Annotated in this window: 11 protein-coding genes; 6 read left to right on the top strand and 5 right to left on the bottom strand. The window is 36.4% G+C overall.

What is annotated here, in order from left to right; all coding sequences use genetic code 11:
• Positions 1-38: 38 nt before the first annotated feature.
• The gene (locus tag ACFOW1_RS10930; protein WP_379014251.1) at positions 39-2,627 is read right to left on the bottom strand and encodes a TonB-dependent receptor; all 2,589 of its coding nucleotides are present in this window, start codon (positions 2,625-2,627) and stop codon (positions 39-41) included.
• 136 nt (positions 2,628-2,763) lie between these two features.
• Between ACFOW1_RS10930 and ACFOW1_RS10925 the strand changes: the two genes are divergently transcribed.
• Entirely contained in the window at positions 2,764-3,801 is a 1,038-nt protein-coding gene (locus ACFOW1_RS10925) for an endonuclease/exonuclease/phosphatase family protein (RefSeq protein WP_379014250.1), read from the top strand.
• Between the two features lie 78 nt (positions 3,802-3,879).
• Here the strand turns inward: ACFOW1_RS10925 and ACFOW1_RS10920 are convergent, their stop codons facing one another.
• On the bottom strand, positions 3,880-5,106 hold the full coding sequence (locus ACFOW1_RS10920) for a 4-hydroxy-3-methylbut-2-enyl diphosphate reductase (protein ID WP_379014248.1): 1,227 nt from the start codon (positions 5,104-5,106) through the stop codon (positions 3,880-3,882).
• 49 nt (positions 5,107-5,155) lie between these two features.
• Complete coding sequence (locus tag ACFOW1_RS10915; RefSeq protein WP_379014246.1) at positions 5,156-5,635, bottom strand: GAF domain-containing protein; 480 nt, start codon at positions 5,633-5,635, stop codon at positions 5,156-5,158.
• Positions 5,636-5,812: 177 nt separating this feature from the next.
• Here ACFOW1_RS10915 and ACFOW1_RS10910 point away from each other — a divergent pair, with 177 nt between their 5' ends.
• The gene (locus ACFOW1_RS10910) at positions 5,813-7,333 is read left to right on the top strand and encodes a hypothetical protein (protein ID WP_379014245.1); all 1,521 of its coding nucleotides are present in this window, start codon (positions 5,813-5,815) and stop codon (positions 7,331-7,333) included.
• A 60-nt stretch (positions 7,334-7,393) separates the two neighbouring features.
• Here the strand turns inward: ACFOW1_RS10910 and ACFOW1_RS10905 are convergent, their stop codons facing one another.
• Together ACFOW1_RS10905 and ACFOW1_RS10900 are read right to left on the bottom strand one after the other, a co-directional pair.
• Positions 7,394-7,774 (bottom strand): VOC family protein, encoded by a 381-nt coding sequence (locus ACFOW1_RS10905; RefSeq protein ID WP_379014243.1) that lies wholly within the window; start codon positions 7,772-7,774, stop codon positions 7,394-7,396.
• Positions 7,775-7,920: 146 nt separating this feature from the next.
• Positions 7,921-8,775, bottom strand: coding sequence for a WG repeat-containing protein (locus ACFOW1_RS10900; protein ID WP_379014242.1), 855 nt, complete (start codon positions 8,773-8,775; stop codon positions 7,921-7,923).
• Positions 8,776-8,913: 138 nt separating this feature from the next.
• Between ACFOW1_RS10900 and ACFOW1_RS10895 the strand changes: the two genes are divergently transcribed.
• The 4 genes from ACFOW1_RS10895 to ACFOW1_RS10880 all read left to right on the top strand — a co-directional run bounded on the left by ACFOW1_RS10895 (position 8,914) and on the right by ACFOW1_RS10880 (position 14,244).
• Complete coding sequence (locus ACFOW1_RS10895; protein ID WP_379014240.1) at positions 8,914-9,669, top strand: hypothetical protein; 756 nt, start codon at positions 8,914-8,916, stop codon at positions 9,667-9,669.
• Between the two features lie 448 nt (positions 9,670-10,117).
• A complete protein-coding gene (locus ACFOW1_RS10890) occupies positions 10,118-10,480 on the top strand; it encodes a hypothetical protein (protein WP_379014238.1) in 363 nt (120 codons plus the stop codon).
• 159 nt (positions 10,481-10,639) lie between these two features.
• A complete protein-coding gene (gene secDF, locus ACFOW1_RS10885) occupies positions 10,640-13,711 on the top strand; it encodes a protein translocase subunit SecDF (protein WP_379014237.1) in 3,072 nt (1,023 codons plus the stop codon).
• Positions 13,712-13,845: 134 nt separating this feature from the next.
• A complete protein-coding gene (locus ACFOW1_RS10880; protein WP_379014236.1) occupies positions 13,846-14,244 on the top strand; it encodes a hypothetical protein in 399 nt (132 codons plus the stop codon).
• Positions 14,245-14,353: the final 109 nt, after the last annotated feature.

Raw genomic sequence — 14,353 nt, 5'->3', positions numbered from 1 at the left:
ATACTTAATTATATGATTTTGAATATTGTACGTATCATTTATTGGAACCTATAAATGATGTTTGCAAAAAAGTTAAGCCCATAGCCATAAAATAATTTAGGTGGAAACTTATTGGGATTTTTTTCTTGAAAATCAAAGCGCAGTTGCTCAAAACCACCCGTTATCATTGAAGTATTGTTCAATAAATTATTAATACCGATATTAAATACTAGAAATTGATTATGCTTCGAGCCTGTTTGCCTTGGTAATCGATAACTATACCCACCAAAGAAATCTAGTGTAAACTGAGCTGGTAAACGTGTTTGGTCAATAATGCCATACCATTGGTCACTATCTTTAATCACGCCATTTACGGCGGCGGCGGTTCTTCTAAGAGGATTAAAATTTAACCATATTTGATCGAAATAATTACCCGTAACAGTAAAATACCAAAACTTAGGGCTGCGATATGAGATACCTAAACTATAAGCTTCTTGAGGAGTACCTCCTACTCTAAAATTTTCGGAATAAACAGTTTCTTTACTTAATACTGCTGCATTATTGTCTTGCGTAACTGTGGCTTGTTGCTCACTATCGTAATAATATCTACCAACAGCAGCAGCACCTACTAATGATAAGTTTCGTGTAATCTTAGCATCAAAACCAAACTCTGCACCAAAATGCACTTTGTTAATTTTGCTTAAAGCATAGTTGACAAAATTTCTATAATCATCATGGTAAAAAGTGACCACATCCATGCCATCTCCAAACTTGGTATAATAACCAGTTAATCTTACTTTAATTTTAGGTGCATTTAATATATAACCACCTTCGACTGAAGAAATTTTCTCGCTATTAATGTCTGACTGAACAATGTCACGTGTTCTAGGCGATATATAAACATTATCAAAATATGGCGCCTTTGTACTGATGGCACCACTAACATATAAATAGTTTCTTCCATTAATCTTATAAGTAACACCCCCTTTTACTCCATAGTTGTTGAAATGATAAGATGCCGATTGTCCATAAGAATTATTTACATACAAGCCATTTTTATAATTACCATTTCTATAAAACGCTGTATTCGAAATTTCACCACTAATGAAGCAATCAATTTTATTATATTTTAACACTAATTGTTTCCAAAGAGCCGACCGATGAATGTTGATGTCATAATTGTAACCGAACTTATCACCCTTATATAAAATTCTATTTGGCGTTAAAATGTTATTTTGCCCAGCTGACGGATTTAGTGGAAAAGCGTTTTCAGCAAATTGGTTCAAATCAACATAAAACTCGGCACCAAGTAAATCACCTACTCGCTTGAAGTAGTTGTTTTTTTGACTTTGATAAGATATCCCAGCAGTAACATCTAAATGATTACCAATTTTTTTATTAAATACAATGTTGAAATTAAATTTTTTTGTATCGATAGTATGCTGTTCCACAATATACCTTGCGCGTTTTCCAGATACATTATTACCTGCAATACCGTTTGCATCTTTAATGGTTTCGTTGCTGCTATAATTTGCATAATATAATTTGCCCCAATTTATTTGGCTTAATAATGGATTATTAGCAAATGCATTGGCAACGCGTTGTCTTAAAGTAATATCGGCTTTGTAGCTAGGTAAATAACGATAATAATCTGGTCTTGGGTCAGCCGTATTATTCCAGTCTAACCCAGTTGTTGCGCTTTCACCAAAAGAATAACCAACTGCAGTTACCAACGAACTGTTATTTGACATCCTGAAATCGTGGGTGAAAATAATAAACGGTTGATGGGTTTTTGCCACATTTGCATTGCGCTTTTTGCCATTTTGATAACCCCAAGAAGGGTTGTAATAATTACTGCCAACCAAATCCATCGCTTCTTGTACAGTTGCAGTTTGGCGACCATTTTCTGTGGGCGCACCAAATGCTACTAACGATAGCAAATGTTTTTGACCAAAGCGCTTATCAACACCAAAAAAATAACTGTAGCTATTATAATGCGTCCCAAGTACATAACCTTCATCTGCACCTCTAAAACTACCAGCTAGTACATACGCCCAACCTTTTTTACGAATACCAGAGCCGTAATAGGCGTTTACTCTGTGGGTATAATTTCTATTACTTATAGCATAGCTAATTTGTGTTTGCTCACGTTGTTTGCTAGCTCTCGAATCGATGCTTGTACTATTTCCTATAGCGCCAAAACTAAATGTGTTATAACGCAAGCCAATAGATAAATCTTTAATACGCATAACGTCGTTTAAACCACCCCACAAACCAAAAGGTGTAAAACCATTATCTAAATTATCCATAGAAATGCCATTCATAAAAGTGACATTTAAATCGTTATTATAACCACGCATTCTAAAACGCGCAGGACTAAAATTGTAAGCAGCAGCAGCATAAAAAGGATCTCTACTTGCTGTAAGTACGGATGATATATTTTGATTGCTAGTCGTGTTACCAAAATCGTTATCGTCTAAAAAAACCATAGGAATATTATCCAATACATTGTCTTTTAATTCTTCAACCATTGCGCTATCAATGGCTTTTTGAGTGGTATCCCGTATAGGTTTTTGCTTATGTCCAGCTTGCGAATAAGCGCTTTCATAGGTTAGGAAGACCAACAAAAAAAATATCATTTGTCTCATACGTAAAGTTTGTTTCAAATACGAAAATAGGTTATTATAAATAAAGAAGATTAAAAAATTTTATTTAAAAAGTGTAATTCTATAAATTTTGCATTTTAAAATACTATAATTGTATTTTTACCTAACAATAGTTTATATGAAGAAAATTGCAACTTTTCTATTTTTAATACCCTTCATCATTTTTGCACAGCAAAAAAGTACCTATAAAGTGGCAGTTGTTGCTTTTTACAATCTTGAGAATTTTTATGATACAATAGATAATCCTTTAGTAAATGATGATGAGTTTACGCCAAATGGTCCGCGTAATTATAATAGTAATATTTATTGGAATAAGGTTGAAAAACTGGCAACAGTGATTGCACAGTTGGGTACAGATACCAGTCCGGATGGCCCAGCCATTTTGGGGGTTTCAGAAATTGAAAACGATACTGTATTAAACGATTTAATACACCATCCTTTGCTTAAGGCGCGTAATTACAAGTTTGTGCATTACGATAGTAAAGATGCCCGCGGCGTTGATGTGGCACTTATTTATAGTCCAAAATATTTTACACCAATAGCTAGTAAACCACTTTTTGTAGCCCTACCTGGTGGCAGTAAAAATGGCTATTATACAAGAGATATACTTTGGGTAAAAGGTAATTTTGATGGTGACACAATTCATATATTAGTGAATCACTGGCCTAGCCGATTAGGTGGCGAAGAAAGAAGCGCACCAAGTCGTGCAGCCGCGGCTGCGGTATGTAAAGCACAGATGGCTAAAATATCAGAAACAGCGCCAAATGCTAAGTTTATTATTATGGGCGACTTAAACGACGATCCTACAAGTTCTAGTATTACCAAAGTATTGAATGCAAAAGCTACTATCGATGAGGTAAAACCAGGGGGCATCTATAATCCATGGACCAACTTATATAAAAAAGGAATAGGAACTTTGGCTTATCAGGATGCGTGGGGCTTATTCGATCAAATTATGATCAATTACCCTTGGTTAACAAGAGCGCAAAATGGTTATACCTTCTATAAACCATATATTTTCAATAAAACATTTTTAGTAGAAAATATTGGTAAATACAAAGGATATCCAATGCGTACTTGGGATGGTTTAACATACCGAGGTGGATATAGTGATCACTTCCCTACTTATTTAGTAGTGGTAAAGAAAGTAAACTAAACACTATAAATATTGTGAAAAAAATGCTTAAACATATACAGCAAATGCTTTGACATGATTTTATTTACCAAACATTTACTAAGCAAATTCTGCAATGATATCTGCTACAGTTTTAGACGTGTTGTAAAAGCTTACCAGTTTTTGAATGACACTTTCTACCACAGCATCAGGGCAGCTAGCACCACTTGTCATTAAAATTTTTATAGGTTGGTGTGATGGTAAATAATTGGCTACTACGGATGTGGCTTTTGTATGCCAATTACAATGTAGTATAGCTTCTTTTGATAATAATTTATCAGCATTATCTACAAAATAAGTTGGAAGCTTTTGTTCGCACAATTCTACCAAATGCGATGTATTGCTACTATTATAACCGCCAATAACAATGGCCAAATCTGCCGCTGTTTGTAGCATATGTGTTACTGCTGTTTGGTTATCATTTGTAGCGTAGCAAAGCGTATCCCTTGTGTCAGCAAATCGCTCTGCAATCGTTGTTTCGTCTAATCGGTAATGAGTCATTACCAATTGCTTTAAATAGTCAGAAATGGCTTGTGTATCGGTTGCTAACTGTGTGGTTTGATTAATAACCCCAAAACGTTGTAAATCTTTAGTGATATCAAAGCCCTCAGAGTATTGGCCTTTAAATTCGGTATAAAAAAGCTCAGGATTTACCTCGCCAGTAATGTATTTGCCAAGCTTAATCGTCTCCGCCATATCATTGACAATAATAGTTGGCGTATTTACCGCTGCATGAGAGAAGGTAGCCCGTGTTTCTTCATGCTTTGGCTTACCATGAATAACAATGCTGTAGCCTTTTTTTGCAATTTGCTCCCCACGGTTCCAAACCTTTTCTACAAATGGACAAGTTGTATTGTATTTTTCAATTGGTATGCCTTTTTCATTGAGTACTTTTTCTATCAATAGCGTGGTGCCAAAAGCAGGTATTAGTACTACATCTTCTTTGGTAATATCGTCAAAGCTAATCAATTGCTTGCCATAAGTATCTTGCAAAAACTGTACGCCACGCGCCTGCAAGTCGGCGTTTACTTGCGGGTTGTGTATCATTTCGCTCAACAAAAAAATACGTTTACCGGGGTTTTCATCAATGGTTTTAAAAGCAATTTCTATCGCATTTTCTACGCCATAGCAAAAGCCAAAATGCCTTGCAAGATATATTTGTAACCCACCAAAATCTAGTAATGTTGGCGAAAAGTCTTTCTTCAACTTGTCTTCGCTTTTACGCTTTGCTTTTACAGCACTTATTAGTTGGCTTCGATAAATATTGGGAACCTCAAATTGCTTCATAATCAGATAAATAACAACAAATACAGTAAAGTGTTTTAGACGTTTGGTGTTATTTAAACTTTAAAAAACCGATAATTTGCTCTAGATATTTCTGGTCTATCATATCGAAATCGTCAAGTTTGTCGCTATCAACATCTAATACGGCAACCACGTCTCCATGCACCAAAATTGGTATTACAATTTCGCTTTTTGAATCACTACTACAAGCAATATGACCAGGAAATTTTGATACATCAGGCACAATAATGGTTTTGGATTCTGCCCAGCTTGTACCGCATACACCACGCCCTTTATTAATTCTTGTGCAAGCGATTGGTCCTTGAAACGGCCCAAGCACTAGTTGGTCGTTTTTTACTTGGTAAAAGCCTACCCATAACCAGCCAAACTGTTGTTTTAAAGCTGCTGTTACATTAGCTAAATTAGCTATTAAATGTTTTTCGCCTTCTACAAGCGCAGCTATTTGAGGTAATAATGCTAAGTACTTTTCTTCCTTAGTACCTTTTATCGTTATTTTTAAATCTTCTGCCATAGTAATAGGTTATATTAGGCGAAGATAATAGTTCATCAAGAATTTATACCACCATTTTAACGCATCAGTATATACAAGTTAGCAAAACTCAGTGATGGTTTTATTGTATTAAAATATACTTCAATAAGTCTACTATCGCGGTTTCTATTATCTTAGCAGCCAGCCATCATAACTGCAATGAAACCAACCAAAAATATTACTTTTAAACACAATATAGACGCACTGATTGCGGCTTGTATTGGTGCAAGTATTATTTATTGGTTTGCAATACAACATGGTATTGGTGTTTCGCCAGATTCGCTTACTTATACCAGTGTCGCTCGCAACATGCAGCATGGCAGATTTTGGTACCAGTTTGATGGCATGCCCCTAACTATTTTTCCTTGTTTTTATCCTAGCTTTTTAGGTAGTATCATATTTATTACTCAACACGATATTATCGCCATTGCCCCCATCATCAATGCGCTTTTATTTGCTGCAGTTATTTTTATGGTTGGCTGCTTGGCACAACAAATGGTAAGCCATAAACTGTACAAATGGCTACTATTAAGCTGCCTAATTATCAGCAGTTCGCTGGTTGAAATTTATAGCATGTTGTGGAGCGAAACCTTGTTTATTCTCTTACTTGTCTTATTTTTTATATTTCTACACAAATACGGTACTAATTATAGCCTTAAATCATTAATGCAAGTAAGCGCTATCGCCGCTTTAGCCTGTGTTACACGCTTTGCAGGCGTTACTTTTATAGCCATCGCAGGCTTGGTAATATTGATGGATGGCCAATTGGTATGGCGCAGAAAATGGTGGCATTTATTAACTTTTGGTATCGTTAGTTTATTACCTCTTATTGCCAACTTGTCTTACAACTATTTGCTGCAAGATACTTTAACAGGGATGAGGCAAAAAAGTGTTACACCTTTTACTAATAATGTACAATTGTATGGCTCGGTTGTGTACGATTGGTTACATCTACCACAAATACTACACCCATATGCCACATTTATCGGTTGTGTATTATTTCTAGTTTTGGTGGTAATAATTGCAAAACGCTGCTGGCAACAACAAGCCATCTATAGCTATCAAAACATTGCTTCCGTTGGGTTTATTATGTATGTGGCATTTATTGTTATTACCTCATCTATTTCTCGGTACGAGCCAATTAATAACCGATTATTATCGGCTGCTTTTATACCTATGCTTTTGGCTACTAGTTATTGGCTACCACCTGCCCTGCAACAACTAAAAATAGCGGCAGCTAGAAGGGTTGCAACCGCCGCATGTCTTACCGTTATTGGTTTATTTCAGTACCAGCAATATTTATGGTTGGATGATTGGCGGGGCATGGTTGTTCGCTATGGCGTACCCGGCTATACCGATGCTACTTGGCAGCAATCGCCTATTGTGCAGTTTTTAGAAAAGCAACACGACTACTTTGTCCCTAACATGGCTATTTATGCCAATGCCAACGACGCTGTATATTTTTTTAGCGGACTAAGTTGCGAAACCGTACCAGAAATAGCTCACACTAAGGAGGTACAAGACTTTTACAGTTCCAAACCGCATTATATTGTATGGTTTATTAATGAGTTTGATAACCCAAGTATTGTAAGGTTAGAAACCATACAGCAGCACCGACGTTTAGATACACTTAAAACCTTTTCAGACGGTTATATTTTAATGAGTAGCATGAAACAATAGGCTTCTTTTCAGCATTCACTGCCCACTTCCCACAACTCTCTTTCTGCTTCTTTGCTTTGCTTATTCCTCACTTGGTTCCCAAAGCTCTATTTTATTACCCTCAAGGTCTATAATATGTATAAACTTGCCATATTCGTAGGTTTCAATATTGTCTACAATAGTTACGCCTTCTGCTTTTAGTTGTTCTACCAATGCTTCAAGATTTTCTACACGGTAGTTAATCATAAAGTCTTTGGTAGACGGGGCAAAATAAGTAGTGGTTTCAGAAAAAGGACTCCATTGTGTAGCACCTTTTTTATTGGGGTCTGCTTCTTCTCGCCATTCAAAAGTGGCACCATAGTCGTTGGCATCAAAACCAAGATGCGTTTTGTACCATTCTGACAATTGCTTTGGGTCTTTACATTTAAAAAAGATACCGCCAATACCTGTTACTTTTTTCATGCTGTGAGATTGTGTATATGTGTAAATATGATGCTTTACGAAGCTAAAGTATTTTGGTCAAGATAAGATGTTCCATCAAAAGTTATTGGTATGTTCATACACATTTGCCTGCCCTATATATTAAAAACTGCGAAATCCCTTGTCTATTATTTTGGAATTACTCTTTGCCCGTTTTTGTCAAGATAATGAACGCCACCTGAAAAATGAAAGCCCCCGTAGTATTCAATAAAGTCACCCTGTAAGCCCATATAGCAATGCATTGGTTGTTGACTAACAATCTCTCCCTTTGTATTAATTATAGCGTCAAAAAAGTAATCGTTAACAACATCAAATTCTTGATAGCTTAATCTAACAGCACATAGACCGTTTTGAAATCTATCCACAAAGTAAAATTTTGGTTTTATAACAATGTCGCCGTTTTCATTTTTAAAACCCCATAAACTATCCTGCTTAAATTTTACCAAAGTGTCTATTGAAAATACTAAGGAATTGCTCTTGAGGTTTTGATAAATCTCAACTCTAGAATAAGTTTTATTCCCAATTCGGCGTCCTGTAGTATCAATAGGATAGAAATTTGAAAACGGAATATTACTTACATAAGCAATATCCTTAGTAAATGCTTGGTAACCATCTTTCCATGTTCTTTTAAACTGATTTATTCCTTTTTTGTTTATAAACCACTGCCTAGTTAAGCTGCTAATTCGAGCAAACCCCTCACTAAAATCTGTTTCTGGGAAATTGTCTTGAATGTCAAACACTTCATTGCCTAAAGTATCGATGCAAACCCATTTATAACCCCTCGTAATTACTTCTTTCGAAACAAAGTATAGGCCGTCACTAAACTTTTTTACAACAAGATAAATTGGTTCTATTTTAATATTACCAGTTTTGTCAATAAACCCATATTTATTATTCTGACTTCTAAACTGATAAAGTTTATTGATTTGTCCAAAACTTTGCGTTGAAAAAAGTAGAATCAGTATTGTTAGTTTAGAACACATCGATATTTAGAATGACTTGCAATTCAAAAATAGATAAAACTTATTATTGATTATCACCAATAAAGTTCCTGCCACCCAATAAAATTATTTGTACTATATCATTTCCTTTTCCTAAATTAGCATTTAAAACAATTTGTTATGTCAAAAGGAACCAAAAGCACTGTTAAACGTCAGTTTAAGGGTAGCGTAGATGAAATGATTACCGCAATATCACTGCTATTTGCAGTAGTGATGGAACAGAAAACCAAACTAGAAGGCGAGTTTCCCTTGTGGGTGCCACCTTTTTTGGTAAACATTGAGCAAAAAATTACCAATAGCTTTAAAACCTTTTTGGGTTTTGACGATGCCGAAGCACTACGAAAAGCGACCATGGCCTTGCATCGTATTCAAGTAACGGCGCTTGATGACCTTACCACGCTAAAAAAACGCCTCACCACTTTTGTGAAAGACAAAAACACGCTTACCGAATATTTAAAAACATTTGGCTATGATACATATTATGATAATGCCAAAAACAATGAGTCACAATCTGATTTAATTAACCTGCTGTTTCGTATAAATAAAAAGATAACGCCAGAAGTAAAAGCTGATTTATTAACCAAAAACATAAATAACGATTTACTCAATCGCTTGGTGGGCTATGCCGAAACGATGAACAATGCCAATATTAACCAGGAAAGCTTTAAGTTCAATAAACCTAACCAAACAGCAGACCATAACATTGCGCTTAATAATTTGTACAACGAAGCAATGGATGTGGTAAAACTAGCGGCTGACTTTTTTAAGAAAGACAAAGCCATTAGCAGCCGCCTATCGTATGCAGCCGCTCTAAAGCAGGTAAAAGCGACTAAACCAACCATCACACCCCCTAGTTCTACTACAAAGCCCGTTTAAAAGCGGGCTTTCTTTTTGTAGCCGTGCGGTAGCTATTGCCCGGAGTGTGCGCTAGCTTACCCCGAGTATGCTTTTTGTCACCCCGAGTGTGCGTTATACTACCCCTAATGTTCGCCACTTCGCCCCCACTATGCGCTACGCCACCCCGAATATGCTTTTTGTTGCCCGGAGTGTGCGTAATGCCACCCCTAATAAGCGCTGCATTACCCCGAGTGTGCGTTGCGTTACCCAGAGTGTGCGCTGTATTACCCCTAATGGTAGATAGACGACAGACCATAGTCCATAGTCCACGGTCGATAGTCGATGGTCGATAGTCTATAATATATAGTCTATTGTCTACCGTCTATGGTCTATGGTCTATTGTCTACCATCTATGGTCTATCGACTATGGACCATCGACCGTGGACCATCGCCCTTTAACCATCAACTATTGCCTTACTTTTGCTACATGCTTACAAAACAAGAAGAAGACTTTATTGTGTACTGGGCCAAACAACGAGACACCTACAGGCAGAGCTTTGTAGAGTTTGTAAAAGGTATGTCGGTAGGTTTGGGCATTAGCGCAGCTATTATCGTGGTGGTTATTACAGGCTGGTTCGAGCGGGCAAATATGGTGGCTAATAGTAAAATGAGCGCCATTGTATTTGCATTGGCATTACTCATTATCACCGTATTTATGGCTTGGCTGTACCGCAATTTTCAATGGGAAAATAAAGAACAGCAGTACCTAGAACTTTTGGCCAAAAGGGATAGAAGCAAGCCATCAACTCTAGAAGAACCATTATCAGACACCATTAATCATAATAGCTAAGGCAAAGAGAAAATTAGCTAGAATATCGTAATTAATTATGATAATTTACCCAATAAATAGCCTATTTTCAAATAAAATCCCCAGTTTTTGGCTTGGATTTTTTCATAACCTTTACCCCCTATCTTTGCCCACTTAAAAATTTTTAAACCGTTACTAATTATGCAACTGAAAGGTTTAGTACGCTTCTTTGCGATTGCCCTAATTCTTATCTGTATCTATCAATTATCATTTACGTGGTTTGTACATAGCCACGAGAGCGATATGGAAGCTAAGGCTGACAAATGGGTATCAGCAAATTATCCTTCTGCTGACAAGAAGTATTCAGACAATGAAGCGCTAAAAGCACTTTATGCTGACACATTGAAAGAGCTAAAAAGAGCTCGCTTACAACGCTTATTAGACAGCACCAAAGACACTAAAATTGGTCCATTTGGTTTAACAACCTACCGCAGTGCAAAAGACAAGGAAGTATTACTTGGTCTTGACTTGCAAGGTGGTATGAGTGTAACCGTGGAAGTAGGTTTAGATGGCTTGGTAAAAGCACTTGCTAACTACAGCAAGGACGCTGCGTTTAACAAAGCCCTTGAAGCAGCCATAGCAAAAAAAGCCAATAGTGGCGCAGACTTTATCACGTTGTTTACCAACGAGTTTAAAGCTGATAACCCCAACGCTACTTTAGCACCGCTCTTTGCAGGAAAAAGTAATGGTAAAATTAAGTTTGACGATAGCGACGCTAAAGTAACGGCTTATTTACGTGACCAAGCTGAAAGCGCCTTTAACAATACTCTGCGTGTATTAACCACACGTATTGATGGTTTTGGTGTATCGTCTCCAAGCATTAACCCCGATAAAGTAAAAGCGGTTATTAATATAGAATTGGCTGGTGCTAACGACCCCGAAAGAGTACGTAGAATTATCCAATCTAGCGCCAACTTACAGTTTTTTGAAGTTTATAACTTAAACGAAGTAGGCGATGGTCTTGTAGCTGCTGATAAAGCTGTGCAAGACTATCTAAATGGTACCAAGGCAGTAGTTGATACTACTAAAAAAGATACTGCATCGGTAGCTGCGGTAGATACTTCTAAAACCAAAAAATTATCTGATTTAGCGAAAGGTGGTGTTGCAAAAAATAGCAAAGTGGATAGTTCTGCTTATAAAGCCAACGAAGCACCTATCAGACGTTTAATTCAATTTACACAACCACAACAAGGCAAAAACGGTCAAACGATTTTTCCTGCAGCTATTGGTTATGTAAAAGCAATCGACACTAGCAAATTGAATGCGTATCTACGTATGGATATTGCGAAAAGCAAGTTCCCTGCTAATATGGTGTTGATGTATGGTAAAGTAGACAGCGAAGATCCTGCTGTATCAAAAACTATTTTACAGTTATACGCAATTAAAACGTTAGACAATGGTCAAGCTGAGTTAGAGGGCGAACACGTTGCTGAAGCCGTACAAGACTTTACAGAAGGTAAAGTATCTATTAAAATGAATATGGATAAAGTGGGTACCAACATTTGGGCTAAAATGACTGGCAAAAATGTAGGTAAACCCATTGCTATTGTACTAGATAACTTTGTATATTCTGCACCCAATGTAAACGAAGCCATTACAGGTGGTAATTCTTCTATTAGTGGTAATTACACGGTAAAAGAAGCGCAAGAACTAGCAGATATTTTAAAGAGTGGTAAATTGACAGCAACAGCTAAAATTGTTCAGGACCAAGTGATTGGGCCAACACTTGGTAAAGCTGCTTTAAAAGGTGGTGCTTTATCTTTCTTAATTTCTTTCATTGTTATATTTGGTTTAATGCTTGTGTATTACAATACAGCAGGCTGGGTTGCTAATATTGCGTTGATATTAAACTTATTGTTTACTATTGGTATTTTGGCTGCGTTAGGCTTTACTTTAACGGCGCCAGGTATTGCAGGTTTGGTATTAACAATTGGTATGGCGGTAGATACGAACGTAATTATTTTCGAACGTATTAAAGAAGAGCTTACCAAGGGTAAAAACTACGCCACGGCAGTAAATGATGGTTACAAAAGGTCACTATCACCAGTGTTAGATGCGCACGTTACCACTTTCTTAACGGCTGCTATATTGGCTTACTTCGGTTTAGGCCCTGTATTAGGTTTTGCTACTACGCAAATGGTAGGTATCGTTTTATCATTATTCTGTGGTATCTTAATCTCACGTTTGGTTACAGACTTATACATGGGTAAAAATCGCCACTTTGATTATTTTACTGGTTTGTCTAAAAAAGTATTCAAACATGCATCTTTCAAGTTTATTGAATATAGAAAAATAGCTTACGGTATTTCTGCGGTGGTATTAATTTTAGGTATTGCATCTTATTTCAATGGTTTCGACCAAGGTGTTGAATTTGCTGGTGGTAGAAGCTATACTATTAAATTTACCCAAGCTGTAAACCAAGAGAAACTAGCAGATGAGTTGAAAGTTGAATTTGGCGGCCAAACACCAATTCTTAAAACAGTTGGTAGTACCAATCAATTAAACATCACCACTGCTTATAGAATACATGAAACTGGTAAAAATATCGATTCACTGGTGGAAGCAGCTTTATTTAAAGGCTTAGCAAACCATTTACCTGCTGGAACTTCTTATGCTGAATTTGATACCAAATTCAAACAAAGTTCACAAACTGTATTACCTACCATTTCTGATGACTTAAAAGCGGGTGCTCAAAAAGCTACTATATTTGCCATCTTGGTTATCTGTTTGTATATCTTCATCCGTTTCCGTGATTGGAGATATAGCTTAGGTACTATTTTCTCTTTGTTACACGACGTATTCGTTACACTTATTGTATTCAGTTTTGCACGTAAAATTGTGCCTTTCCCATTAGAGATAGATCAGCACTTTATTGCAGCGATATTGACTGTAATTGGTTTCTCTATGAACGATACCGTAATTGTTTACGATAGAATTAGAGAAGATAGTAAATTGATGAAAGGTGAATCTAATGCTACCATCATTAACCGAGCAATCAACCAAACATTAAGCCGTACGGTAATGACGTCTTTAACCGTATTCTTAACCATTTTAATCTTATTCATCTTTGGTGGTGAGGTTACAAGAGGTTTCGCATTTGCGATGCTGATTGGTGTTATCACTGGTACATATTCATCTATTTTTGTAGCGGCGCCTATTTTGGTTGACTTTGCAAAAAGCAAACCATTAGGTTCTTCTGAAGTTAAAAAATAAGAAATTGATATAGTTAAATAAAAAGCCCTGCGACTAATTTGCGGGGCTTTTTATTTAAAATTGGCTTAAAATAAAAACACTTAATACAATTAACGTTTTTTTGAACGAGATTCAGCGTAATATTGCAAAGGCTTATGAATATCTCTTTAAAACATATTATTAGTAAGTATCTATTGTTTATCCTAGCTATACAGATACTTAATATTAGTGTTGATGCCATAGATTTTCATCCTATTTATAATCCGCATAGTACTGCAAATTCGGATTTCAATGATATCAATTCTGCGGTAGAATATATCTCCGAAATAGTTTTAGGCTATAAGGATGCATTTCCCGAGATACAAAAGCAAGGCGAACAAAAAAATACCCAATCTATTAAACATAACGTAATAAAAATATACGAGCCTAAGCCGTTTCATTTTAGCGTTGACCAACAATTTATTACCGTTGTATCGTTTGTTTATCCTTTAGATGAAAAGTATTCTTTCTTGTTTTCAAAAGATGTCACGCCTCCGCCGCCCAAAGAAGCTTAATTATTTAAATTAATGCTGTCCTATAACGACTACATAAGGATGGTGAAGTAGCCGCTTTACCAAAGCGTAACGGCTAATCACGATAATTTAATGTAGAAGCTAGATGATA

Source organism: Parasediminibacterium paludis (genome assembly GCF_042651445.1).
In the GTDB taxonomy this organism is placed as follows: Bacteria; Bacteroidota; Bacteroidia; order Chitinophagales; family Chitinophagaceae; genus Parasediminibacterium; species Parasediminibacterium paludis.
This window is presented reverse-complemented; position numbering and strand designations above follow the sequence as displayed.